General features: G+C 67.2%; 32 protein-coding genes. 26 read left to right on the top strand and 6 right to left on the bottom strand.

The features are described from left to right. Positions 1-2 precede the first annotated feature (2 nt). The 22 genes from rplP to HF024_RS14780 all read left to right on the top strand — a co-directional run bounded on the left by rplP (position 3) and on the right by HF024_RS14780 (position 12,709). Positions 3-422, top strand: a complete 420-nt coding sequence (rplP, locus tag HF024_RS14885) for a 50S ribosomal protein L16 (RefSeq protein WP_055894786.1) — start codon at positions 3-5, stop codon at positions 420-422. After that, the gene (rpmC, locus tag HF024_RS14880) at positions 422-751 is read left to right on the top strand and encodes a 50S ribosomal protein L29 (protein WP_085368816.1); all 330 of its coding nucleotides are present in this window, start codon (positions 422-424) and stop codon (positions 749-751) included. Before rplP ends, rpmC begins: the two co-directional genes overlap by 1 nt. Beyond that, positions 751-1,056 (top strand): 30S ribosomal protein S17, encoded by a 306-nt coding sequence (gene rpsQ / locus HF024_RS14875; RefSeq protein ID WP_055894793.1) that lies wholly within the window; start codon positions 751-753, stop codon positions 1,054-1,056. Before rpmC ends, rpsQ begins: the two co-directional genes overlap by 1 nt. After that, entirely contained in the window at positions 1,053-1,421 is a 369-nt protein-coding gene (gene rplN / locus HF024_RS14870) for a 50S ribosomal protein L14 (protein WP_055894798.1), read from the top strand. Before rpsQ ends, rplN begins: the two co-directional genes overlap by 4 nt. Before the next feature lie 3 nt (positions 1,422-1,424). Next, positions 1,425-1,784: a 50S ribosomal protein L24 gene (rplX, locus tag HF024_RS14865; protein ID WP_085368815.1), complete on the top strand. Its 360-nt coding sequence runs from the start codon at positions 1,425-1,427 to the stop codon at positions 1,782-1,784. Continuing rightward, complete coding sequence (gene rplE, locus HF024_RS14860; RefSeq protein WP_085368814.1) at positions 1,784-2,371, top strand: 50S ribosomal protein L5; 588 nt, start codon at positions 1,784-1,786, stop codon at positions 2,369-2,371. Before rplX ends, rplE begins: the two co-directional genes overlap by 1 nt. A gap of 103 nt (positions 2,372-2,474) precedes the next feature. Further along, positions 2,475-2,873 carry a 30S ribosomal protein S8 gene (gene rpsH, locus HF024_RS14855; protein WP_055894808.1) on the top strand — a complete coding sequence of 133 codons (399 nt, stop codon included), beginning with the start codon at positions 2,475-2,477 and terminating at the stop codon, positions 2,871-2,873. Positions 2,874-2,879: 6 nt separating this feature from the next. After that, the gene (rplF, locus tag HF024_RS14850; protein ID WP_085368813.1) at positions 2,880-3,416 is read left to right on the top strand and encodes a 50S ribosomal protein L6; all 537 of its coding nucleotides are present in this window, start codon (positions 2,880-2,882) and stop codon (positions 3,414-3,416) included. Between the two features lie 2 nt (positions 3,417-3,418). After that, complete coding sequence (gene rplR / locus HF024_RS14845; RefSeq protein ID WP_085368812.1) at positions 3,419-3,790, top strand: 50S ribosomal protein L18; 372 nt, start codon at positions 3,419-3,421, stop codon at positions 3,788-3,790. Beyond that, complete coding sequence (rpsE, locus tag HF024_RS14840) at positions 3,787-4,506, top strand: 30S ribosomal protein S5 (protein WP_082581390.1); 720 nt, start codon at positions 3,787-3,789, stop codon at positions 4,504-4,506. The genes rplR and rpsE overlap by 4 nt, the downstream gene beginning before the upstream one ends. Next, a complete protein-coding gene (gene rpmD / locus HF024_RS14835; protein ID WP_085368811.1) occupies positions 4,506-4,691 on the top strand; it encodes a 50S ribosomal protein L30 in 186 nt (61 codons plus the stop codon). Before rpsE ends, rpmD begins: the two co-directional genes overlap by 1 nt. Next, a complete protein-coding gene (gene rplO, locus HF024_RS14830; protein WP_168690046.1) occupies positions 4,691-5,425 on the top strand; it encodes a 50S ribosomal protein L15 in 735 nt (244 codons plus the stop codon). The genes rpmD and rplO overlap by 1 nt, the downstream gene beginning before the upstream one ends. Positions 5,426-5,508: 83 nt before the next feature. Further along, positions 5,509-6,831, top strand: coding sequence for a preprotein translocase subunit SecY (secY, locus tag HF024_RS14825; protein WP_085368809.1), 1,323 nt, complete (start codon positions 5,509-5,511; stop codon positions 6,829-6,831). Continuing rightward, on the top strand, positions 6,828-7,436 hold the full coding sequence (locus tag HF024_RS14820) for an adenylate kinase (RefSeq protein WP_179150747.1): 609 nt from the start codon (positions 6,828-6,830) through the stop codon (positions 7,434-7,436). The genes secY and HF024_RS14820 overlap by 4 nt, the downstream gene beginning before the upstream one ends. A 6-nt stretch (positions 7,437-7,442) precedes the next feature. Continuing rightward, on the top strand, positions 7,443-8,273 hold the full coding sequence (gene map / locus HF024_RS14815) for a type I methionyl aminopeptidase (protein ID WP_168690045.1): 831 nt from the start codon (positions 7,443-7,445) through the stop codon (positions 8,271-8,273). Positions 8,274-8,458: 185 nt separating this feature from the next. Beyond that, the gene (gene infA / locus HF024_RS14810) at positions 8,459-8,680 is read left to right on the top strand and encodes a translation initiation factor IF-1 (protein ID WP_021759551.1); all 222 of its coding nucleotides are present in this window, start codon (positions 8,459-8,461) and stop codon (positions 8,678-8,680) included. Positions 8,681-8,758: 78 nt separating this feature from the next. Continuing rightward, positions 8,759-8,872 (top strand): 50S ribosomal protein L36, encoded by a 114-nt coding sequence (rpmJ, locus tag HF024_RS14805; RefSeq protein ID WP_021759549.1) that lies wholly within the window; start codon positions 8,759-8,761, stop codon positions 8,870-8,872. Positions 8,873-9,042: 170 nt separating this feature from the next. After that, positions 9,043-9,417: a 30S ribosomal protein S13 gene (gene rpsM / locus HF024_RS14800; protein ID WP_055894822.1), complete on the top strand. Its 375-nt coding sequence runs from the start codon at positions 9,043-9,045 to the stop codon at positions 9,415-9,417. A gap of 41 nt (positions 9,418-9,458) precedes the next feature. After that, positions 9,459-9,857, top strand: coding sequence for a 30S ribosomal protein S11 (gene rpsK / locus HF024_RS14795; RefSeq protein ID WP_055821293.1), 399 nt, complete (start codon positions 9,459-9,461; stop codon positions 9,855-9,857). A 125-nt stretch (positions 9,858-9,982) separates the two neighbouring features. Next, on the top strand, positions 9,983-10,978 hold the full coding sequence (locus tag HF024_RS14790; protein WP_055894825.1) for a DNA-directed RNA polymerase subunit alpha: 996 nt from the start codon (positions 9,983-9,985) through the stop codon (positions 10,976-10,978). A 69-nt stretch (positions 10,979-11,047) separates the two neighbouring features. Further along, on the top strand, positions 11,048-11,602 hold the full coding sequence (gene rplQ, locus HF024_RS14785) for a 50S ribosomal protein L17 (RefSeq protein ID WP_168690044.1): 555 nt from the start codon (positions 11,048-11,050) through the stop codon (positions 11,600-11,602). Between the two features lie 78 nt (positions 11,603-11,680). Beyond that, entirely contained in the window at positions 11,681-12,709 is a 1,029-nt protein-coding gene (locus HF024_RS14780) for a GNAT family N-acetyltransferase (protein WP_168690043.1), read from the top strand. A 10-nt stretch (positions 12,710-12,719) separates the two neighbouring features. On the opposite strand, the gene HF024_RS14775 is transcribed toward HF024_RS14780, so the two are convergent. After that, positions 12,720-14,747: an acyltransferase family protein gene (locus tag HF024_RS14775; protein WP_168690042.1), complete on the bottom strand. Its 2,028-nt coding sequence runs from the start codon at positions 14,745-14,747 to the stop codon at positions 12,720-12,722. 77 nt (positions 14,748-14,824) lie between these two features. Between HF024_RS14775 and truA the strand changes: the two genes are divergently transcribed. Then, positions 14,825-15,694 (top strand): tRNA pseudouridine(38-40) synthase TruA, encoded by an 870-nt coding sequence (gene truA, locus HF024_RS14770; protein ID WP_168690041.1) that lies wholly within the window; start codon positions 14,825-14,827, stop codon positions 15,692-15,694. A 36-nt stretch (positions 15,695-15,730) separates the two neighbouring features. On the opposite strand, the gene HF024_RS14765 is transcribed toward truA, so the two are convergent. Both HF024_RS14765 and HF024_RS14760 read right to left on the bottom strand, forming a co-directional pair. Continuing rightward, entirely contained in the window at positions 15,731-16,378 is a 648-nt protein-coding gene (locus HF024_RS14765; protein WP_168690040.1) for a response regulator transcription factor, read from the bottom strand. Further along, on the bottom strand, positions 16,375-17,622 hold the full coding sequence (locus HF024_RS14760; RefSeq protein ID WP_168690039.1) for a histidine kinase: 1,248 nt from the start codon (positions 17,620-17,622) through the stop codon (positions 16,375-16,377). Before HF024_RS14760 ends, HF024_RS14765 begins: the two co-directional genes overlap by 4 nt. A gap of 258 nt (positions 17,623-17,880) precedes the next feature. Here HF024_RS14760 and rplM point away from each other — a divergent pair, with 258 nt between their 5' ends. The 3 genes from rplM to glmM are packed head-to-tail and all read left to right on the top strand — an operon-like array spanning position 17,881 to position 20,261. Next, a complete protein-coding gene (gene rplM / locus HF024_RS14755) occupies positions 17,881-18,327 on the top strand; it encodes a 50S ribosomal protein L13 (RefSeq protein ID WP_055894840.1) in 447 nt (148 codons plus the stop codon). Positions 18,328-18,374: 47 nt separating this feature from the next. Beyond that, a complete protein-coding gene (gene rpsI, locus HF024_RS14750; RefSeq protein WP_085370245.1) occupies positions 18,375-18,872 on the top strand; it encodes a 30S ribosomal protein S9 in 498 nt (165 codons plus the stop codon). Between the two features lie 27 nt (positions 18,873-18,899). Continuing rightward, a complete protein-coding gene (gene glmM / locus HF024_RS14745) occupies positions 18,900-20,261 on the top strand; it encodes a phosphoglucosamine mutase (RefSeq protein ID WP_085370244.1) in 1,362 nt (453 codons plus the stop codon). A gap of 13 nt (positions 20,262-20,274) precedes the next feature. Here the strand turns inward: glmM and HF024_RS14740 are convergent, their stop codons facing one another. The 3 genes from HF024_RS14740 to coaA form a co-directional block, all read right to left on the bottom strand. Next, entirely contained in the window at positions 20,275-20,580 is a 306-nt protein-coding gene (locus HF024_RS14740) for a helix-turn-helix transcriptional regulator (protein ID WP_247597133.1), read from the bottom strand. Between the two features lie 17 nt (positions 20,581-20,597). Next, on the bottom strand, positions 20,598-20,906 hold the full coding sequence (locus HF024_RS14735) for a helix-turn-helix transcriptional regulator (RefSeq protein ID WP_085370243.1): 309 nt from the start codon (positions 20,904-20,906) through the stop codon (positions 20,598-20,600). A gap of 82 nt (positions 20,907-20,988) precedes the next feature. Further along, a complete protein-coding gene (gene coaA / locus HF024_RS14730) occupies positions 20,989-21,954 on the bottom strand; it encodes a type I pantothenate kinase (protein ID WP_085370242.1) in 966 nt (321 codons plus the stop codon). Positions 21,955-21,992 lie beyond the last annotated feature (38 nt).

The raw sequence follows: 21,992 nt of genomic DNA, 5'->3' as shown, positions 1-21,992 counted from the left end.
CCATGTTGATCCCACGTAGAGTCAAGCACCGCAAGCAGCACCACCCCGGCCGTTCCGGCCAGGCCACTGGTGGCACGAAGGTCTCCTTCGGCGAGTTCGGCATCCAGGCCCTGACCCCCGCGTACGTGACGAACCGTCAGATCGAGTCCGCTCGTATCGCGATGACCCGTCACATCAAGCGTGGTGGCAAGGTGTGGATCAACATCTACCCCGACCGTCCGCTCACGAAGAAGCCGGCCGAAACCCGTATGGGTTCCGGTAAGGGTTCCCCCGAGTGGTGGGTCGCCAACGTCAAGCCGGGTCGAGTCCTCTTCGAGGTCTCTGGTGTCAGCGAGGAACTCGCTCGCGAGGCCATGACCCGTGCAATTCACAAGCTGCCCCTCAAGGCACGCATCATCAAGCGCGAGGAGGGCGACGCGTAATGGCGATCGGATCCAAGGAGCTCGCATCCGCAGAGCTCGACACTTTCGAAGACGAGCGTCTCGTCGACGAGCTGAAGAAGGCCAAGGAAGAGCTGTTCAACCTGCGCTTCCAGTCGGCCACCGGCCAGCTCGAGAGCCACGGCCGCCTGCGCGCCGTGAAGCGCGACATCGCTCGTATCTACACGGTCATCCGTGAGCGCGAGCTCGGCATCAGGGCCACCCCGGCCCCCGCCGAGGTCGCCGACGCGAAGGCTGAGAAGAAGACCAAGGCGAAGAAGGCCGCCCCCGCGGCCGCCGACGCCGAGACTGAGACTGAGGAGGCCAAGTAATGGCTGAGACCACCAAGGCTGCGGCCGCGGAGTCGGCGGCCGACGAGGCCCTCGTCCGCGGGTACCGCAAGGCCCGTCGCGGTTACGTCGTCAGCGACAAGATGGACAAGACCATCGTCGTCGAGGTCGAAGACCGCGTGAAGCACCCCCTGTACGGCAAGGTCATCCGCCGCACCTCCAAGGTGAAGGCGCACGATGAGAGCAACAGCGCCGGCATCGGCGACCTCGTTCTCATCAACGAGACCCGTCCGCTGAGCGCCTCCAAGCGGTGGCGCCTGGTTGAGATTCTGGAGAAGGCCAAGTGATTCAGCAGGAATCCCGAGTCAAGGTCGCCGATAACACGGGCGCCAAGGAGCTCCTCACGATTCGCGTGCTCGGCGGCTCCGGCCGTCGTTACGCCGGCCTGGGCGACACGATCGTCGCCACGGTCAAGGACGCGATCCCCGGCGGCAACGTCAAGAAGGGCGACGTCGTCAAGGCTGTCATCGTGCGCGTGGTGAAGAACACCCGCCGCCCGGACGGCTCATACATCAAGTTCGATGAGAACGCCGCAGTGATCTTGAAGAACGACGGGGACCCCCGCGGTACCCGCATCTTCGGACCGGTCGGTCGCGAACTCCGCGACAAGAAGTTCATGAAGATCATCTCGCTGGCCCCGGAGGTGCTGTAACACATGGCGAACATCAAGAAGGGCGACCTGGTCCAGGTCATCTCCGGTGCGTCGCAGGCGCGCGGAGGCGACAAGGGCAAGCAGGGTCGCGTCATCGAGGTTCTCGTCGAGAAGAACCGCGTGATCGTCGAGGGCGTCAACTTCGTCACCAAGCACGTCCGCGTCGGACAGACGCAGCGTGGCACGAAGACCGGCGGCATCGAGACGCACGAGGCTCCGATCCACGTCTCCAACGTGGCGCTCGTCGACCCCGAGACCAAGAAGCCGACCCGCGTCGGTTTCCGCAACGAGACTGTCACGAAGGACGGCGTCACCAAGACGGTCCGCGTTCGTTACGCCAAGAAGTCAGGTAAGGACCTGTAATGACCGACACTGCAACCGCTGCTGGCAAAATCCAGCCGCGTCTCAAGCAGAAGTACAAGAACGAGATCGCAGCGCAGCTGTCCAAGGACCTCGGCTTCACCAACCCGCACCAGGTGCCGGGTCTCGTGAAGATCGTCGTCAACATGGGCGTCGGCGAGGCTGCTCGTGACGGCAAGGTCATGGATGGTGCGGTCGCAGACCTCACCAAGATCACCGGTCAGAAGCCGCAGGTCACCAAGGCCCGCAAGTCCATCGCGCAGTTCAAGCTGCGCGAGGGTCAGCCGATCGGCGCGCACGTCACGCTGCGTGGCGACCGCATGTGGGAGTTCCTCGACCGCCTGCTGTCTCTTGCACTTCCCCGTATCCGCGACTTCCGCGGTCTGTCGGACAAGCAGTTCGACGGAACGGGCAACTACACCTTCGGTCTCACGGAGCAGGCGATGTTCCACGAGATCGACCAGGACCGCATCGACCGCGTCCGCGGAATGGACATCACTGTGGTGACCACCGCGAAGAACGACGAAGAGGGCCGCGCGCTGCTCAAGCAGCTCGGCTTCCCCTTCCGTTCCAACGAGGCCGCGAACTAGTCCTCACCCTGTCGGGCCGGCCGATCCGGCCGGCCCGCTTCCACCACAGGTCGTCAGTCGTGTAACGGCTGAACGAAACCTGGTGAACAAAGGAAACACCGAAATGACAATGACAGATCCGGTCGCAGACATGCTGACCAGACTGCGCAACGCGAACTCGGCGCACCACGACACCGTGTCGATGCCGCACTCGAAGCTCAAGGCGCACATCGCCGACATCCTCAAGTCCGAGGGTTACATCGCGAGCTGGGAGGTCAGCGACGCACGCGTCGGCCAGACCCTCACCCTCGGTCTGAAGTTCGGACCGAACCGCGAGCGTTCCATCGCCGGCATCAAGCGCGTCTCCAAGCCCGGACTCCGCGTCTACGCGAAGTCCACCGAGATCCCCAAGGTTCTCGGCGGCCTCGGCGTCGCCATCCTGTCCACCTCCTCCGGTCTGCTCACCGACCGTCAGGCTGAGAAGAAGGGCGTGGGTGGGGAAGTCCTCGCCTACGTGTGGTAGTTCGTCATGTCGCGTATTGGAAGACTGCCCATCAGCATCCCTGCCGGGGTTGATGTGAAGATCGACGGCCAGGCCGTCACCGTCAAGGGCCCGAAGGGCGAGCTCAGCCTCGTCGTCGCCAGCCCGATCGAGGTCAAGCTGGAAGAGGGCCAGGTGCTCGTCACCCGTCCCGACGACGAGCGCGCATCGCGTTCGCTGCACGGCCTGACCCGCACCCTGATCAACAACCAGATCATCGGCGTCACCGAGGGTTACTCCAAGGGACTCGAGATCGTCGGCACCGGTTACCGTGTCGCGCAGAAGGGCGCGGGCGTCGAGTTCGCTCTCGGCTTCTCGCACCCGGTCAACGTCGAGCCGCCCGCGGGTATCACGTTCACGGTCGAGGGCAACAACAAGCTCACGGTCAGTGGTATCGACAAGCAGGCCGTCGGTGAGGTCGCCGCCAACATCCGTAAGATCCGCAAGCCCGAGCCCTACAAGGGCAAGGGTGTGCGCTACGCCGGCGAGGTTGTCCGCCGCAAGGCCGGAAAGGCTGGTAAGTAACCATGGCTCTCGGAACCAGAGGAAAGAGCAAGTCCGCAGCACGCGGCCGCCGTCACACCCGGCTCCGCAAGAAGGTCGAGGGCACCGCGGTCCGTCCGCGTCTGGTCGTCAACCGCTCGGCACGTCACGTCTTCGTCCAGATCGTCGACGACAGCAAGGGTCACACCCTCGCGTCTGCTTCGACCATGGAGGCGGACCTCCGCAGCTTCGACGGTGACAAGACCGCCAAGGCACGCAAGGTCGGCGAGCTCGTCGCCGAGCGCGCCAAGAGCGCTGGCGTCGACGCCGTCGTATTCGACCGTGGAGGCAGCAAGTACGCAGGTCGCGTCGCAGCTGTCGCCGAAGGAGCTCGAGAGGGTGGATTGAACCTGTGAGCGACGAACAGAACAACAAGGAGCAGACCGTGGCCTCTGAGCAGACGACCGACGCCCAGGCGCCGGTTGAGACTGCGGCATCGACCACCAACACCCAGAGCGAGCCCCGTGAGGCCCGCCGTGGTGGTCGCGAGCGCAACCCCAACCGTGATCGCGGCAGCCGCGACCAGGACAAGAGCCAGTTCCTCGAGCGCGTTGTGACCATCAACCGCGTCTCGAAGGTCGTCAAGGGTGGACGTCGCTTCAGCTTCACCGCCCTCGTCGTCGTCGGAGACGGCAACGGTCTGGTCGGTGTCGGCTACGGCAAGGCCCGCGAGGTCCCGCTGGCGATCTCGAAGGGCGTCGAGGAGGCGAAGAAGAACTTCTTCCGCGTCCCGCGCGTCGGCAACACCATCCCGCACCCCGTCCAGGGTGAGGCTGCAGCCGGTGTGGTGCTCCTGCGCCCCGCCGCGGCAGGTACCGGTGTTATCGCCGGTGGCCCGGTCCGCGCCGTCCTCGAGTGCGCCGGTATCCACGACGTCCTGAGCAAGTCGCTCGGTTCGTCCAACACGATCAACATCGTGCACGCGACCGTCGAGGCGCTGCAGCAGCTCGAGGAACCTCGCGCCGTTGCCGCTCGCCGTGGACTCGACTACGACCAGGTGGCTCCGGCTCGCCTGCTGCGTGCCGAGGCCCAGGCGGCAGAGGCCGCCGCGACCGCGAAGGCAGGTGCCTGATGGCTGCGCGTCTGAAGATCACGCAGATCAAGTCCAAAGTAAGTGAGAAGCAGTACCAGCGCGACACCCTTCGCAGCCTGGGACTCAAGCGCATCGGTGACGTCGTCGTTCGCGAGGACAACTCGCAGAACCGCGGGTACGTCAAGACCGTCGCTCACCTTGTCAAGGTCGAGGAGATTGACTAATGGCTGACGAAAAGGAAGCAACCACCAAGGCTGCCGCCAAGCCGGCCGCCGAGAAGAAGGCAGCTGCTGCCAAGGCTCCGGCCAAGGCCGCTGCTGAGAAGGCTCCGGCCAAGAAGGCTCCGGCGAAGGCCGCTGCCGACAAGCCGGCCGCCGAGAAGAAGGCTCCTGCTGCGAAGGCTCCGGCCGCCAAGGCTCCTGCCAAGGCTGCCGCAGCGTCGAAGGACGAGACCGTCGCCAAGGCTGACAAGCCCGCCGCGAAGGCCCCGGCCAAGAAGGCAGCGCCCTCGGAGACCCGCGAGCACGTGCTCAAGGTTCACCACCTCCGTCCAGCAGCAGGTGCCAAGAAGGACCGCACCCGCGTCGGACGCGGTGAGGGCTCGAAGGGTAAGACGGCAGGCCGTGGTACCAAGGGTACGAAGGCTCGCTACTCGGTCCGCCCCGGATTCCAGGGTGGCCAGCTGCCGTTCCACATGCGGGCCCCGAAGCTTCGCGGCTTCAAGAACCCGTTCCGCGTCGAGTACCAGGTCGTGAACCTGGAGAAGCTCGCCGAGCTCTACCCGTCGGGTGGTGACGTCACCGTCACCGATCTCGTCGCCAAGGGCGCCGTTCGCAAGAACGAGAAGGTCAAGGTTCTCGGCAACGGGGACATTGCGGTTAAGCTGAACGTTGCGGTCGACAAGGTCTCCGGCTCTGCAGAGCAGAAGATCGTCGCCGCGGGTGGCTCGGTCAAGTAGCCACACCGTAAAGCTGTACAGTCGGGTGACCGGTATTTCTCCGGTCACCCGGCTGACTCCTTACAGGAAAGCAGGACGCACTTTTGTTTAGCGCCGTTGCGCGGATCTTCCGCACACCAGATCTTCGCCGGAAGATCGCCTTCACCTTGGGCGTCATCGCCCTGTTCCGCCTTGGCTCGTTCATCCCGGCGCCGTTCGTTGACTTCGGCAATGTGCAGACCTGTCTCAATGCCAACCAGGACACTTCTGGTCTCTATTCGCTCGTCAACCTGTTCTCGGGTGGCGCGCTCCTCAAACTCTCGATCTTCGCGCTCGGCATCATGCCGTACATCACCGCGTCGATCATCGTGCAGCTGTTGCGCGTGGTCATTCCGCGCTTCGAGACCCTCTACAAGGAGGGCCAGGCCGGTCAGGCCAAGCTCACGCAGTACACGCGTTACCTCACGATCGCGCTCGGCGTCCTCCAGTCGACCACGCTGATCACCGTCGCCCGCAGCGGCGCACTCTTCGGCACCACCGCCGTCTCGCAGTGCACCCAGCTCATCACGGACGACTCCTGGTACGCCATCATGCTCATGGTCATCACCATGACCGCCGGCACCGGCCTCATCATGTGGATGGGCGAGCTCGTCACCGAGCGCGGCATCGGCAACGGCATGTCCCTCCTCATCTTCACCTCGATCGCGGCTCAGTTCCCGAGCTCGCTCTGGGCCATCGCCCAGTCGCAGAGCATCGAGACGCTGCTGCTGGTGATCGCGATCGGCTTGCTGATCGTCATGGCGGTCGTCTTCGTCGAACAGTCGCAACGGCGCATCCCTGTGCAGTACGCCAAGCGGATGGTGGGCAGGCGGACCTACGGCGGTAATAACACGTACATCCCGATCAAGGTCAACATGGCCGGTGTCGTGCCCGTGATCTTCGCGTCGTCGCTGCTCTACCTGCCGGCGCTGATCGCGCAGTTCAACCAGCCGGCAGCGGGCAAGGCTCCCGCTCCCTGGGTGACCTGGATCACGAACTACCTCACCAAGGGCGACCACCCGCTCTACATGCTGCTCTACTTCCTGCTGATCGTCGGCTTCACGTACTTCTACGTGGCCATCACGTTCAACCCGGAAGAAGTCGCCGACAACATGAAGAAGTACGGCGGCTTCATCCCCGGCATCCGTGCCGGCCGTCCGACCGCCGAATACCTCGACTACGTGCTCACCCGCGTCACCCTCCCCGGTTCGATCTATCTGGGTCTCGTCGCGCTGATACCGCTTGTCGCATTCGCGGTCATCGGAGCCAGTCAGAACTTCATGTTCGGCGGCACGTCCATCCTGATCATCGTCGGTGTCGGATTGGAGACGGTCAAGCAGATCGACTCCCAGCTCCAGCAGCGGCACTACGAAGGGCTTCTGCGTTGACCCGTATGCTGATCGTCGGACCTCCCGGAGCGGGCAAGGGCACTCAGGCCTCTCGCATCACCACCGCGTACGGGATCCCGGACATCTCCACGGGCGACATCTTCAGGGCCAACATCAAGAACGAGACGCCGCTCGGCCTGCAGGTCAAGGCGATCGTCGACGCGGGCGACTACGTCCCGGACAGCCTCACCAACGAGCTCGTCACCAACCGCATCGCGGAGGACGACGCCAAGAACGGCTTCCTGCTCGACGGATACCCGCGCACGCTCGACCAGGTGGCATACCTGGATGAGCTGCTCGAGAAGAACGGGCAGAAGCTCGACGCGGTCATCCAGCTGGTCGCAGACCAGGACGAGATCGTCGCCCGGCTCTCGAAGCGTGCGCAGGAGCAGGGTCGTGCAGACGACTCCGAGGAGGCCATCCGGCACCGCCAGGAGGTCTACGTGCGCGAGACCTCTCCGCTGATCGACGTGTACCGCTCGCGCGGACTCCTCGTCGAGGTCGACGGACTCGGCGACATGGACGAGGTGGCAGCACGCATCAAGTCGGCGCTCGCGAGCAAGGGCATCCTGCCCGTCGCGGAGCGCGACGAGTCCGTGGCATAGGCTCCGTTGGTCTTCAAGCGTTCGATCTACAAGTCGCCGGCGCAGCTCAGGCTGATGGTGGCGCCCGGTCTCGCGACCGCCGCATCGCTCGACGCCGTCCGGGATGCGCTCGTCGCCGGCGTCACCACGCTGCAGCTCGACGAACTCGCTGAGCAGGCGATCATCGCCGCCGGCGGAAAGCCGAACTTCAAGCTCGAGCACGGCTACCACCACACCATCTGCTCATCGGTGAACGACGAGGTCGTGCACGGCATCCCCGGTTCGCGCATCGTGCAGCCGGGGGACATCGTCTCCATCGACAGCGGTGCGATCCTCGACGGCTGGAACGGCGACTCGGCGCGCAGCTTCGTCCTGCCGGACCCGGCCAGGCCGGAGCTGGTCGCCGAGCGCCAGAAGCTCTCCGACGTGACCGAGCAGTCGCTCTGGCACGGCATCGCCAGGCTCGCGACGGCGAAGCATCTCAACGAGGTGGGCGAAGCCGTGGAGGACCACATCCTCTCGCAGGGCGAGTACGGCATCCTGACCGACTACATCGGACACGGGATCGGCCGCAGGATGCACGAGGAGCCCCCGGTCTTCAACTACCGCGTTCGCGCGAAGGGTCCGGAGGTGAAGCCGGGCCTGGTCGTCGCGATCGAGCCGATGGTGGTTCTCGGCGACCCGGAGACCTACGTGAAGGATGACGGCTGGACCGTCGCCACCGAGGACGGCTCGGCGGCAGCGCACTGGGAGCACAGCGTCGCCGTGCACAAGGACGGCATCTGGGTGCTGACCGCTGCCGACGGGGGAGCGGCCGGTCTCGCACCGTTCGGCATCACTCCGACTCCGATCGCGTGACCGGGCAGGGAATCCCGCCCCGACCGGGCTGTTCGCGGTCAGCGTGCGCAGATCATACACAAGGATTGGCAAAACGCCAGACAATCCCATAAGATTGATCCTTGGTGTCTTAGGCGCGTTTCAGCGTGCCGTCACCACAATCAACGCACGACCAGCAAACCACGACTTTTAGCGACAGTGAGGCTATGGCCAAAAAAGACGGCGTCATCGAGATCGAAGGATCCGTAGTCGAAGCTCTTCCCAACGCGATGTTCCGCGTTGAGTTGACCAACGGCCACAAGGTCCTTGCCCACATCTCCGGCAAAATGCGCCAGCACTACATCCGCATCCTCCCCGAGGACCGCGTGATCGTGGAGCTGAGCCCATACGACCTGACCCGCGGCCGGATCGTCTACCGCTACAAGTAAAGGTCTGCTGTAAGTAACGGCCTCGCCACCGGGTAGCCCCTGGCGAGGTACGAGGACAGCGAACAAAGGTAAAGAAATATGAAGGTCAAGCCCTCCGTCAAGAAGATCTGCGACAAGTGCAAGGTCATCCGTCGTAACGGCCGGGTCATGGTCATCTGCGAGAACCCGCGCCACAAGCAGCGCCAGGGTTAATCGCGGTTCCGGCCGGTGGGATGCATTTCCCGCCGGCCACCCATAACTCAATATCGAAATCTGGCAGTCCCAGATCCCGAATCGCGTGAGCGAGGAGGGGGACACCCCCGGTTGGAGGCCGGGGCACCGGGATTGCTGCAGACCTCCACTCACTCACAGGAGAAGCCACAATGGCACGTCTAGCAGGCGTTGACATCCCGCGCGAGAAGCGCGTGGAAGTCGCACTCACTTACATCTACGGCGTCGGCCGCACGCGGGCTCTGAAGACCCTCGCCGACACCGCGATCGACGGCAACATCCGCGTCAAGGATCTGTCCGACGACCAGCTCGTCGCCCTCCGCGACTACATCGAAGGCAACTTCAAGGTCGAGGGTGACCTCCGCCGCGAGGTCGCGGCCGACATCCGGCGCAAGGTCGAGATCGGCAGCTACGAGGGTATCCGTCACCGCAAGGGCCTCCCGGTCCGCGGTCAGCGCACCAAGACCAACGCTCGCACCCGCAAGGGCCCGAAGCGCACCGTGGCCGGCAAGAAGAAGGCTCGCTAGGCCTTAGCCAGCAGCCTCGCCCATAGGATTCAGGAGAAATCATGGCAGCACCCAAGTCGGCCGTTCGCAAGCCGCGCAAGAAAGAGAAGAAGAACATCGCCGTGGGCCAGGCCCACATCAAGTCGACGTTCAACAACACCATCGTTTCGATCACCGACACCACCGGTGCGGTCATCAGCTGGGCATCGTCCGGCGGCGTCGGCTTCAAGGGTTCGCGTAAGTCGACCCCGTTCGCCGCTCAGCTCGCCGCCGAGTCTGCTGCGCGTCAGGCGCAGGAGCACGGCATGAAGAAGGTCGACGTCTTCGTCAAGGGACCGGGCTCCGGTCGCGAGACCGCGATCCGTTCGCTCCAGGCCGCAGGCCTCGAGGTCGGCTCGATCAACGATGTCACCCCGCAGGCGCACAACGGTTGCCGCCCGCCGAAGCGTCGTCGCGTCTAAGCAGTAGTAGTTCTCTCAGTATCCATTTTCGCGCAGGCGGGGATCGGTGGCGGTTGGCCGTCATCGATCCCGGCGCGCAAATCGCAAGTGTCATATAGCGGACACTTAGCCGAAAGGAATCAACAGTGCTCATTGCACAGCGTCCTACGCTCGCCGAAGAGAACATTTCCGAGTTCCGCTCGCGGTTCGTGATCGAGCCCCTCGAGCCCGGTTTCGGTTACACCCTCGGCAACTCGCTTCGCCGCACCCTGCTGTCCTCGATCCCCGGCGCGGCTGTCACCAGCATCCGCATCGACGGCGTGCTGCACGAGTTCAGCACGGTCCCGGGTGTCAAGGAAGACGTCACCGAGATCATCCTGAACATCAAGGGACTCGTCGTCTCCAGCGAGCACGACGAGCCGATCACGGCGTACCTCCGCAAGACCGGCTCCGGTCAGGTGACCGCCGCCGACATCTCGGCTCCGGCCGGTGTGGAGATCCACAACCCCGAGCTCGTCATCGCGACCCTCAACGACAAGGCGAAGTTCGAGGTCGAGCTGACCATCGAGCGTGGCCGCGGCTACGTGTCGGCGACCCAGAACCGCAACGAGTACAGCGAGGCCGGTCAGATCCCGATCGACTCGATCTACTCCCCGGTCCTCAAGGTCACCTACCGTGTCGAGGCGACACGTGCCGGTGAGCGCACCGACTTCGACCGCCTCGTGGTCGACGTCGAGACCAAGCCCGCGATCAGCCCCCGCGACGCCATCGCTTCGGCCGGCCGCACGCTGACCGAGCTGTTCGGTCTGGCCCGCGAGCTCAACACGGCGGCAGAGGGCATCGAGATCGGCCCCGCGCCGGTCGACGCCGTCCTCAGCTCCGAGCTGTCGATGCCGATCGAGGACCTCGACCTGTCCGTCCGATCGTACAACTGCCTCAAGCGTGAGGGCATCAACACCGTCAGCGAGCTCGTCTCGCTCTCGGAGACGCAGCTGATGAACATCCGCAACTTCGGTCAGAAGTCGGTGGATGAGGTCAAGGACAAGCTGACCGAGATGGGCCTTTCGCTCAAGGACTCGGTCCCCGGCTTCGACGGCGCCCACTTCTACAGCGGCTACGAAGAAGACGAGACCACCATCTGAGGCTTGTCTTCCGACGACGCCACCTGATACATCGACACTGTCGATTTTTACAACTGGAGATAACCGATCATGCCTAAGCCCACCAAGGGCCCCCGCCTCGGAGGCGGCCCCGCGCACGAGCGCCTGATGCTCGCCAACCTGGCCGCTGCGCTCTTCACCCACAAGAGCATCAAGACCACGGAGACCAAGGCGAAGCGCCTGCGTCCGATCGCCGAGCGCCTCATCACGTTCGCGAAGCGCGGCGACCTGCACGCCCGCCGTCGCGTGCTGGCCACCATCCACGACAAGGGTGTGGTGCACGAGCTGTTCACCGAGATCGCTCCGCTCGTCGCCGAGCGCGAGGGTGGATACACCCGCATCACGAAGCTGGGCTTCCGCAAGGGCGACAACGCCTCGATGGTGCAGATCGAGCTCGTGCTCGAGCCCGTCACCCCGAAGGTGAAGTCGACCAAGTCGAGCACCACCGCCGCCCCGAAGGCTGCCCCGGCAGCAGAAGAGGCGCCGGTCGAGGCAGCTTCCACCGAGACCGAGGCCGCTGAGGCCGAGGTCGTCGAGGAGACCACCGCCGACGCGGAGGTCACCCCGGAGGAGACCACCGCAGAGGCCGAGGCCGAGAAGGCCTGACCTCACGGTTCACGAAGGCCCCGCATCCACTGGATGCGGGGCCTTCGTCGTTGCTGGGCCCGTCGCTAGGGTGGAGGCATGGCCGACCTCGACGACCTCCTGCCCGTGACCGAGCGCGTGACCGCGCCTGCGACGCGCAACCCCGCGCATCCACTGGTCGCGCTGTGGCGTCCTGCCACGCCGGCGGACGTCGACGCCGTCACCGAGGCGCAGCGGGCGATGGATGCGGTGGACCACCCCGAGTGGCTGCACACCCGCGAGGAGGTGCAGGAGCTTTTCGACTACTCGTTCGTCGACCTCGCTGAGGACTCCGTGCTCGGGTTCGACGGGGACGGCAGGCTCGTGGCGGTCGGGGTGACTACGATGCCCCCGCTGCAGGAGTCGCTGGTGCGCGTGTTCCTGGAGGGCGGCGTGCATCCCGAGGTGCGTGGCAGGGGCGTCGGGCGCGAACTGCTGGCGTGGTCGCGCGCGCGTGCCGAGCAGAAGCTGGCGGCGTCGACCAAGCGTCTTCCCGCCTGGATCATGGCGTACGCCGACGAGCGCGCGGAGGACGCTGTGGGGCTGTTCCACCACGACGGGTTCGAGACCGCGCGCTACTTCTTCGAGCTGGAGCGCGACCTCGCGGAGCCGATCCCCGTGGTCGAGCCGGCGGACGGCATCCGGATCGTGCCGTTCAGCGACGAGCTGTCCGCCGGGGCGCTGGCCGCGCGCAACGACTCGTTCCGCGACCACTGGGCGAGCCAGCCGATGAGCGAGGAGCAGTGGGACGCGTGGATCGGCGGCACGTTCCGGCCGGACATCTCGTTCCTCGCGCTGTCCGGCGACCGGGTCGTCGGCTTCGCGCTCAACCAGGTGAACGAGGGCGACTGGGAGACCCAGGGCTTCACCGGTGCGTACATCGGGATGGTCGGGACCATCCGCGACGCGCGCGGCAAGCGGATCGCGCCCGCCCTCCTCGGCCGGACGATGGAGGCGTGCGCGGCGCTCGGCTGGCAGAAGGTGACGCTGTCGGTGGACGCGGAGAACCCGTCCGGCGCCCTCGGCCTCTACACCGGGATGGGCTTCGAGCGCACGAACGCCGAGGTCAGCCTGGTGCGCACGTACTGAGCGCGCCGCATCACTGCGGGCGCGGGCCTGCCGTGTCCCACGGGTTGGCGACGCGCACGGGCGAGTTACGCGCCAGCTGGAGCAGTGCATCCCGGAGCGCGTCGGCGTAGACGAGGCCGCCGCGGTGGCCGGGGTGGATCTGGTCGTCGGCGAGCAGGTCGAGGTGGCCGGCGATGTCCTCACGCCAGGGCGCGACGGCGACCTGCTTCGGGTGGGCAGCGGCGAAACCGGCGATGGTGCTGTTGACGCCCTCCGTCCAGGATCGCGGCGCCTGCACGGTCACCAGCACGAGCTTCCTGCTCGGCCCGATGGCGTCGAGGAGGTCGCCGAGGGTGTCGGCGCTGATCGAGCCATTCGTCCCGAGCCCCACCAGCACGACGGGCCGCAGCTCGCCTGCCTCCGCTGCCGAGCGCACGAGCGCGGGCGCCGCGCTCAGCTGCCGGGAGACGACGGCGTCGATCCGGATGCCCGGGAACCGTTCCTGCAGTGCAGGAGCGGACGCGAGCATCACCGAGTCGCCGAACGCCGAGATGTCCGTGCCGGTAGCGACCGGCTGCGGGTCGGGCGGGATGCGCAGGTGCTGCCGGTCGTGCGGGACGGAGTCTCCTCCGCCCTGCTGGCCGGCGGCCGGTCCGCCGAGCGAGGCCGAGCCGCGCTCGATGAAGCGCTGGGCGCCCGTCGCCGCGGGCGCGACGACCATCGCCGCGACCGTCGCCACGGAGAGCACGGCGGCGACCGCGACCACGGAGACGCCACCGGCACGTGCAGCCCGGGATGCGCGCATCCTGCGCCTGCCCGCGGCGAGCACTCCGTGCATCCCGTGCCTGCGGATGGGCTGCTCGACCCAGCGGTAGGACAGGAAGGCGGCGGCGGACGCGATGGCGAGCGCGCCGAAGCCGACGATCGGGGCCATCACCGGGTCGTGCTCGTCGGGGACGATGGCACAGACGAGCACGAAGACCGGCCAGTGCCAGAGGTACAGTCCGTACGATCGCGCGCCGACCGCCTGGAGTGGTCGGGCGTCGAGGATGCGGCCGAGCCGCGCGCCGGGGACGACGGCCGCCCAGATCGCGACGGCGCTGAGGACGCTGACCAGCACGAGGCCGCCGCGGTAGGTGAATGCGGCGTCGTCGGGCAGCAGCACGCACGCCGCGACCAGAGCGGCCAGCGAGAGGACCCCGAGCGGTGGCAGCCACCTCCGGATGAAGGTCTGCATCGCCGTCTCTCCGGCGTCGAGGTCGAGCGGGCGGGAGCGCGCGATCAGGATGGCGAGGGCCGCGCCGATGGCCAGCCCGAAGCTGTGCGTGTCCGAACCGAAGTAGACGCGGGTCGGGTCGCCGTCCGGCGGATACAGCGTGAACATTGCCACGGCGGACGCCACCGCCACCGCGGAGACCACGGCGAGCCTCGCCCACCACGGGCGGAGCAGCGCAACGGCCAGGATGACGAGCGGCCAGACGAGGTAGAACTGCTCCTCGACCGCCAGCGACCAGAGATTGCGGTACAGCTCGGGCGCATCCTGGGCGAAGTAGCTGCTGTCGGCCCCGATCGACAGCCAGTTGGCGCTGAACGTCGCTGCCCCGAGGATCTGCCGCGGCAACCCGACGAGCACGTCCCCTCCCACGGCCAGCGCGGCAGCGGAGCAGACGAGGACGAGCACCACGATCGCCGGCACGAGCCGTCGCGCACGCCGAACCCAGAACCCGCGCAGGTCGATGCGGCCCGTACCGGAGCGCTCGCGCATGAGCAGGCTGGTGATCAGGAAGCCGCTCACCACGAAGAAGATGTCGACCCCGATGAAGCCGCCGGGCAGTACGCCGGGAAACAGGTGGTAGACGAGCACGGCGGCGACCGCGAACGCGCGCAGGCCGTCCAGTCCCGCGTAGCGGCGCCGCGCGTTCCTGCCCGCGAACGGCGGGTGTCCGGAGGGACGCACGGTGACGGTGGGGCGGACCGTGAGCCGGGGCTGGTGGCCGGGATACGAGGGAAGAGTGCGGCTGGGGGAGGTGCTGGGGGATGGGGAAGTCTGTGGAGTCATAGCGGGTCGGGGGATCGCGAAGGGACCACGATAGCAACGGCTCCTGACAGTCGTTGCCGCTTCCGTAGAATCGACGTGTGGAAGACCAGTCGACGACCCGATTCCGCCTCGACATCGCGTACCAGGGCACCGATTTCAACGGCTGGGGACGGCAGCCGGGGCTGCGGACGGTGCAGGGAGAGATCGAGGCGGCGTTCGCGACGATCTTCCGGAGGCACGGCGACGCCCCGACGCTCACCGTCGCCGGGCGCACGGACGCCGGCGTGCACGCGACCGGCCAGGTCGCCCACGTCGACCTGACGGAAGCGCAGGTCGCGAGCCTGCAGCGCCGCAGGGGCACGCACCAGCAGTTCCCGCTCGGCGAGGCACTGCGCAGACGCGTCAACGGCGTACTCGGCCCCGTCGCCGACGTCATCCTGACCGAGGTGACCGTCGCACCCGAGGGCTTCGACGCGCGCTTCTCTGCCATCTGGCGTCGCTACGAGTACCGCGTCGCCGACGCCGTCGCCCTCCACGACCCGCTGCAGCGGCACCGCACGGCGTGGGTCTCGGCGGAGCTCGACGTCGAGGCGATGGATGCGGCCGCGCTCGGCCTGCTCGGACTCCACGACTTCGCCAGCTACTGCAAACCCCGCGACGGGGCGACGACCATCCGGACGCTGCAGAGTTTCGGCTGGACCAAGGACGACGACGGCGTGCTGGTCGCAGAGGTGAAAGCCGACGCGTTCTGCCACAGCATGGTGCGCGCCCTGGTCGGAGCGTGCGTCGCGGTCGGCGAGGGCAGGCTGGCGGCGGAGGAACTGATCGCGCTGCGCGACGACCGGCAGCGCACCAACGCGTTCAAGGTGATGCCGGCGCGAGGCCTGACGCTGAAACAGGTCGGCTACCCGGACGACGTGGGGCTCGCGCTCCGCGCGCTGCAGACCAGGGCGATGCGGACGCTGTAGGCCCGGCCCCTGCATCCACGGCGCTGTCGTCCCGGCTCAGCGCACCAGCCCGTTCTCGTACGCGAACGCGACCAGCTGCACCCGCGATGCCAGGCCGAGCTTGGCGAGGATGCTGCGCATGTGGCTCTTCACGGTGGCCTCGCTGATGAACGCGGTCTGTCCCACCTCCGCGTTGCTCAGGCCGCGGGCGGCGAGCAGGAAGACCTCCCTCTCCCGCACGGACAGGTCGGCGATCGCATCCGGGGCGGGTGGCCGCCGATGGGCGCCGAACAACTCGGCAGCGTCTTTCGGCGCGATCACCGCGTGACCGGCGGCGACGGTCCGGATCGCGGCGAGGACGAACTCGGGCGTCGTGTCCTTCATGATGAAGCCGGATGCTCCGGCGCGCAGGGCGCGGGCGACGGCCTCGTCGCGCTGGAACGTGGTGAGCACGATGATCTTCGGAGCGTCGTCCGCCGTCGACCCCGACAGGATGCGCTCTGTCGCGGCGATGCCGTCGAGCAGCGGCATCCGCACATCCATCAGCACCACCTCCGGTCGTTCGCGCTCGACGAGGTCGACGGCGGCCATCCCGTCGTGCGCCGACCCGGCGAACTCCAGGTCGGCCTGCGACTCGATCAGCATGGCGAGCCCGGAGCAGAACAGCACCTGGTCGTCGACCACCGCCACCCGGATCGCGCTCACGACGCCTGCTCCAGGGGTGCGGTGGGGATGAACGCCGCGACCACGTAGCCGCCGGGCACCTCGTCGTCCTCTCCCGCTGTGAGCCAGCCGCCGGCGAGCCTGGCGCGCTCGTGCATCCCGTACAGTCCGCGCGACGTTGTGGTCTGCTGCGGACGTTCGGTCGCCGTGCCGCTGGACGAGACGGCGATGGAGAGCCCCTGGCCGCGCCAGTCCAGCGAGATGCGCGCGGACGGCTCCGCTCCGGCGTGCTTGAGCGCGTTCGTGAGGCTCTCCTGCACGATGCGGTAGACGGCGAGCTGCTGGGTGCCGGTGAGGTGCTCCCTCTCTCCGAACTCCTCGAGCTGCACGTCGAGCCCCGCTGTGCGCATCCGGTCGACCAGTTCGTCGATGTCGTCGACGGTCGGAGTCGAGTGCCCGACGGGGTCGGCGACGAGGGTCTGGATGAGCATCCGCACCTCGGTCAGCGACGTGCGCGCCGACGCTGCGATGTTCTCCAGCGACTCGGCGACAGCCTCCGGGCGTGCGGGAGCGACGAAGCGGGCGCCGTCGGCCTGGGCGATGATCACCGAGAGGGAGTGCGCCATGATGTCGTGCACGTCCTGGGCGATGCGGTCGCGCTCCTGCGACACCAGCAGGTCGACCTCCGCGCTGTGCAGCTCGTCCGTCGTCTTGGCGAGGAGCGCGTCGCTGTGCAGCTTCTGCTGCCACGCGCGGCCGAAGAAGCCGAGGAGCCATGCGCCGACGGCCAGCAGGATCGCGACGGCGAACAGGATCACCCGGTTGACCACGATCGTGCCGACGTTGCCGTTCGTGTCTCCGAACGGGCCGTACCAGTCGAGCCGTGGCCCGGAGATGAGCAGCCCGGCGACCGCGACGGCGAGCCCCAGCGCGAACGCGAACGACAGCGGGCGCCACCGATCCCGGATGCTCGCGCTCACGCCCACGATCACCACCAGATAGCCGAACGAGATCGGCCAGTCGGTGGACGAGAAGGCGCCGGCGGGGACGAGCAGCTGGCCGATCACCACCGCGGTGCAGACCGCCATCGCGACCATCGGCCAGATCCGCGCCACGGCGATGGCGAGGGCGACGCCGAGCAGCGCCGCCCACCAGGGGAGGGCGCTGCGCAGGAATCCGGGAAGGATCTGATGCCGCCCGACCTCGGCGAATGCCCAGAACAGGAAGAAGGCGACGGCGACCACGGGCTCGATGTACCGCTGAGCGTGGGGGAGGAGCTTGACCATGCCGATCACGCTAGAGTGCCGGGACCGTCGCCGCACGGTTTCTGCCCCGAATTCAGCCCTGGGGCTGAGCCCGTCCCGCCCACGGTTTGACCGGCATCCCGCCTGTCGCGTACTATTGATCTTTGGTGTCCGCGCCTCTGCGGTGCGACACGCGAACGTGAGCCCTCCGAAGGGCAGGTTCCCTCCTCATCAGGAGCGGAACAGCCAGGGAGTGGGATTCACGAACACCTCCGTTCGATACAGAAAGCAGCCACTACTGTGACGCGCACTTACACCCCGAAGGCAGACGAGATCCAGCGCGACTGGGTCATCATCGACGCGACTGACGTCGTGCTCGGCCGTCTCGCCAGCCACACCGCCGCTCTCCTCCGTGGAAAGCACAAGGCGACCTTCGCCCCGCACATGGACTCCGGCGACTTCGTCATCATCGTCAACGCGGACAAGGTCGCCCTCACCGGCGCCAAGGCTGCGCAGAAGAAGGCGTACCGCCACTCCGGTTACCCGGGCGGCCTCACCGCCGTGACGTACGCCGAGCTCCTCGAGAAGAACCCGATCCGCGCTGTGGAGAAGGCCGTCCGCGGAATGCTCCCCAAGAACTCGATCGGCCGCGCCCAGCTCCGCAAGCTGAAGGTCTACACGGGCAGCGAGCACCCGCACGCCGCCCAGCAGCCGAAGCCGTACACCCTCGGCCAGGTCGCTCAGTAAGCGACCGACAGACCTTTCAGACTCAGAGATAAAGGATTATCACCATCGTGGCGAAGATCGCAGACAGCATCGAGTCGGCCCAGGCCGACAACGTCGAGTCCTACTCGACCGAGACCCCGGCCTCCGAGGCCCCCCAGACGCAGCGCCCCGTCCTCACCGTTCCCGGTGCGGCCGTCGGCCGTCGCAAGCAGGCCATCGCCCGCGCGCGCCTCGTCCCGGGCTCCGGCACCATCACGGTCAACGGCCGTGAGTTCGCCGACTACTTCCCGAACAAGCTGCACCAGCAGCTGATCACCGACCCGTTCAAGGTCCTCGACCTCATCGGCGGCTACGACGTCGTCGCACGCATCACCGGCGGTGGCCCTTCGGGCCAGGCCGGCGCGCTGCGTCTCGCGATCGCTCGTGCCCTCAACGAGATCGACCGCGACAACAACCGTCCCACCCTGAAGAAGGCCGGCTTCCTCACTCGTGACGCTCGCGTCATCGAGCGCAAGAAGGCCGGTCTCAAGAAGGCCCGCAAGGCGTCGCAGTTCTCCAAGCGCTAAGCGTCGAGAGCGCTTAGGCTTCGGTTCATGCCACGCCTCTTCGGTACCGACGGAGTCCGCGGACTCGCAAACGGTAGTCTCACCGCCGACCTCGCGCTCGGCCTTGCTCAGGCAGCTGCTGCTGTCCTGACGCAAGGCCGCAGCGCCGAGGCGCGGCGTGCCGCGGGCAAGCGCCCGACGGCGATCGTCGCCCGTGACCCTCGCGTCTCGGGCGAGTTCATCTCTGCGGCCGTGTCCGCCGGGCTCGCCAGCTCCGGTGTCGACGTGTACGACGCCGGGGTCATCCCGACGCCTGCCGCGGCGTTCCTGATCGCGGACTTCGACGCCGACTTCGGCGTCATGGTGTCCGCGTCCCACAACCCTGCGCCGGACAACGGCATCAAGATCTTCGCCCGCGGAGGCACCAAGCTCCCGGATGTGGTCGAGAACCGCATCGAGGAGCACCTCTCCCTCGAGAAGCTCGCCCCGACCGGTGCCGGCGTCGGGCGCATCCGCCGCTTCGCAGACGCCGAGGACCGCTACGTCCTGCACCTGCTCGGCAGCCTCCCGCACCGCCTCGACGGCATCCACGTCGTGCTCGACTGCGCCCACGGCGCGGCGGCCGGCGTCTCGCCCGAGGTGTTCACGGACGCGGGAGCCCGCGTCACCGTCATCGGCGACTCGCCGGACGGCATGAACATCAACGACGGTGTCGGTTCGACCCACCTCGACAACCTGGCTGCGGCGGTCCTCGCGGCCGGCGCGGACGTCGGCATCGCGCACGACGGAGACGCAGACCGGTGCCTCGCGATCGACGCGAACGGCAACGTCGTCGACGGCGACCAGATCATGGCGATCCTCGCCCTCGGCATGAAGGAGCGCGGCAAGCTGCGCGACAACACGCTCGTGGCGACGGTGATGAGCAACCTCGGGCTCAAGCTCGCGATGCGCGACAACGGCATCCGGATGGTCGAGACGGCGGTCGGCGACCGGTACGTGCTCGAAGAGATGAACCAGAACGACTACTCGCTCGGCGGCGAGCAGTCCGGGCACGTCATCATGCGCGAGTTCGCCACGACCGGCGACGGCATTCTGACCGGGCTGCACCTGCTCAGCGAGATGGCGCGTCAGCGCAAGTCGCTGGCCGAGCTCGCCCAGGTCATGACGGTGTACCCGCAGGTGATGGTGAACGTGAAGAACGTTGACCACCACGCCGTGCACACCGACGACGGCCTCAAGGCGGCCGTGCAGACCGCGGAGGCGGCCCTCGGGGACACCGGACGGGTGCTGCTGCGTCCGTCGGGCACCGAGCCCCTCGTGCGCGTCATGGTCGAGGCGGCGGACATCCACACGGCGGAACGCCTGGCGGAGGAACTCGCCACGGTCGTCCGCGAACGGCTGTCCTTCTAGCCGGTTCGCGTTTCTAGCGGGTTCGGCGGCCGCGGGCTTCGAGGAAGTCCGCGGCCGTGAACACGCTCTCGGACGGCGGAAGCATGTCCAGGCCGCTGAGGCCGGACGTGAGCGCGCCGAGGTCGACGCCGAGCACGGTGGCCACCTGCACCAGCGTCTCGAGCGTCGGGTTGCTCTGGCCGCGCTCCAGCTTGCCGTAGTTGGCGACGTCCATCCCGGCGAGGTGCGCGATGTCGCTCTGCGGCAGGCCGAAGGTGAGGCGCGCATCCCGGATGCGGTCGCCGATGATCCCTGCGGCGTTCGAGCGCTGTTCTGGCACGGTGTCCTCCGGTCGGCTCAGTGGCCGCCGTCCGCCTTTCTGGATGCGATGAAGTCGGCGACGGAGTATGCGCGCGTGCGCTTCGGCAGCAGCTCGTCGCCGTACAGGCCCTTCAGCAGGTCGCCGGGGTCGACATTGAGCGCGGTCGCGAGGCGCACGATCGTGTGCAGTTCGGCGTTCGCCTCTCCGCGCTCGATCCGTCCGTAGTTCGTGGAGTGCATGTCGGCGAGGTGCGCAGCGTCCTCCTGGCTGAGGCCGAGGGCGATTCTGGCCGCGCGGACGCGTACGCCGAACAGCTCGGCGGCGCGGGAGTGTGGGGCGGCCATACCCCATGATGGAATCACACGCGCTTTGAATACCAGAGCGTAGAAACGGTGGTGATGAACACCTGAGGCATTTACGCCCGGGTCAGAGTTTGCGCAGCAGCACGGAGCTCACCGCGTGGTCGGCGCCCTTGCGCAGCACCAGCTTGGCGCGCGAGCGCGTCGGCCGGATGTTCTGGGTGAGGTTCGGCTCGTTGATCGACTCCCAGATGCTGGATGCACGCGCCCTCGCCTGCTCCTCGGTGAGTTGCGAGAAGCGGTGGAAGTACGACTTGGGGTTGGCGAACGCGCCCCGCTGCAGCTTGAGGAACCGCTCCTGGTACCAGTTGGCGATGTCGCGGGTGCGGGCATCCACGTAGACGGAGAAGTCGAAGAGGTCACTGACGGCGAGCTGGTTGCCTCCCCCTGCCGGCTGCAGCACGTTGAGCCCCTCGACGATGAGCACATCCGGCCGCCGCACCACGATCTCGGCGTCGGGGACGATGTCGTAGCTGAGGTGGGAGTAGAACGGCGCCCGCACCTCGGCGGCCCCGCTCTTGACGGCGGTGACGAAGCGCAGCAGCGCCTTGCGGTCGTAGGACTCCGGGAAGCCTTTGCGCTCCATCAGGCCGCGGCGCTCCAGCTCGGCGTTGGGCAGCAGGAAGCCGTCCGTGGTGACGAGCTCGACGCGCGGGGTGTCGTCCCAGCGGGACAGCAGTTCGCGCATCAGGCGGGCGATCGTCGACTTGCCGACGGCCACGGAACCGGCGACGCCGATGACGAACGGCGTGCTCGCCGCCCGCTCCCCGAGGAACTGGCTGGTCACCCTGTGCAGCTGCTTCGCGCCTCCGACGTAGAGGTTCAGGAGGCGGCTGAGTGGCAGGTAGACCTCTTCGACCTCGCGCATGTCGAGCGGATCGCCGAGGCCGCGCAGCTGCACGATCTCGGTTTCTTTGAGCGGGAGGCGGGTGCTCTGGGCGAGGTCGGCCCAGTCGGCTCTGCTCAGCTCGACGAACGGGGACGAGTCGCCGTTGCCTGTGGATACGCCCTGTGCTGCGCCGTTCACCGCCATAGGCGACAAGTCTAGGGTGTCGCGCCAGGCTAAAATCG

Source organism: Leifsonia sp. PS1209 (genome assembly GCF_012317045.1).
Classification (GTDB): Bacteria; Actinomycetota; Actinomycetes; order Actinomycetales; family Microbacteriaceae; genus Leifsonia.
This window is presented reverse-complemented; position numbering and strand designations above follow the sequence as displayed.

Bases quoted from the DNA above. Each gene is read 5' to 3' on its own strand.
- rpsK (WP_055821293.1), top strand. From the start codon at position 9,459: ATGGCAGCACCCAAGTCGGCCGTTCGCAAGCCGCGCAAGAAAGAGAAG.
- rpmD (WP_085368811.1), top strand. From the start codon at position 4,506: ATGGCTGCGCGTCTGAAGATCACGCAGATCAAGTCCAAAGTAAGTGAG.
- HF024_RS14775 (WP_168690042.1), bottom strand. From the start codon at position 14,747: ATGACTCCACAGACTTCCCCATCCCCCAGCACCTCCCCCAGCCGCACT.
- rpmC (WP_085368816.1), top strand. From the start codon at position 422: ATGGCGATCGGATCCAAGGAGCTCGCATCCGCAGAGCTCGACACTTTC.
- rpmJ (WP_021759549.1), top strand. From the start codon at position 8,759: ATGAAGGTCAAGCCCTCCGTCAAGAAGATCTGCGACAAGTGCAAGGTC.
- HF024_RS14735 (WP_085370243.1), bottom strand. From the start codon at position 20,906: ATGGCCGCCCCACACTCCCGCGCCGCCGAGCTGTTCGGCGTACGCGTC.
- glmM (WP_085370244.1), top strand. From the start codon at position 18,900: ATGCCACGCCTCTTCGGTACCGACGGAGTCCGCGGACTCGCAAACGGT.
- coaA (WP_085370242.1), bottom strand. From the start codon at position 21,954: ATGGCGGTGAACGGCGCAGCACAGGGCGTATCCACAGGCAACGGCGAC.
- rplQ (WP_168690044.1), top strand. From the start codon at position 11,048: ATGCCTAAGCCCACCAAGGGCCCCCGCCTCGGAGGCGGCCCCGCGCAC.
- rplR (WP_085368812.1), top strand. From the start codon at position 3,419: ATGGCTCTCGGAACCAGAGGAAAGAGCAAGTCCGCAGCACGCGGCCGC.
- HF024_RS14760 (WP_168690039.1), bottom strand. From the start codon at position 17,622: ATGGTCAAGCTCCTCCCCCACGCTCAGCGGTACATCGAGCCCGTGGTC.
- rpsQ (WP_055894793.1), top strand. From the start codon at position 751: ATGGCTGAGACCACCAAGGCTGCGGCCGCGGAGTCGGCGGCCGACGAG.
- rplO (WP_168690046.1), top strand. From the start codon at position 4,691: ATGGCTGACGAAAAGGAAGCAACCACCAAGGCTGCCGCCAAGCCGGCC.
- rpsH (WP_055894808.1), top strand. From the start codon at position 2,475: ATGACAATGACAGATCCGGTCGCAGACATGCTGACCAGACTGCGCAAC.
- infA (WP_021759551.1), top strand. From the start codon at position 8,459: ATGGCCAAAAAAGACGGCGTCATCGAGATCGAAGGATCCGTAGTCGAA.
- rplE (WP_085368814.1), top strand. From the start codon at position 1,784: ATGACCGACACTGCAACCGCTGCTGGCAAAATCCAGCCGCGTCTCAAG.
- rplP (WP_055894786.1), top strand. From the start codon at position 3: ATGTTGATCCCACGTAGAGTCAAGCACCGCAAGCAGCACCACCCCGGC.
- rpsM (WP_055894822.1), top strand. From the start codon at position 9,043: ATGGCACGTCTAGCAGGCGTTGACATCCCGCGCGAGAAGCGCGTGGAA.
- rplX (WP_085368815.1), top strand. From the start codon at position 1,425: ATGGCGAACATCAAGAAGGGCGACCTGGTCCAGGTCATCTCCGGTGCG.
- rplF (WP_085368813.1), top strand. From the start codon at position 2,880: ATGTCGCGTATTGGAAGACTGCCCATCAGCATCCCTGCCGGGGTTGAT.
- HF024_RS14780 (WP_168690043.1), top strand. From the start codon at position 11,681: ATGGCCGACCTCGACGACCTCCTGCCCGTGACCGAGCGCGTGACCGCG.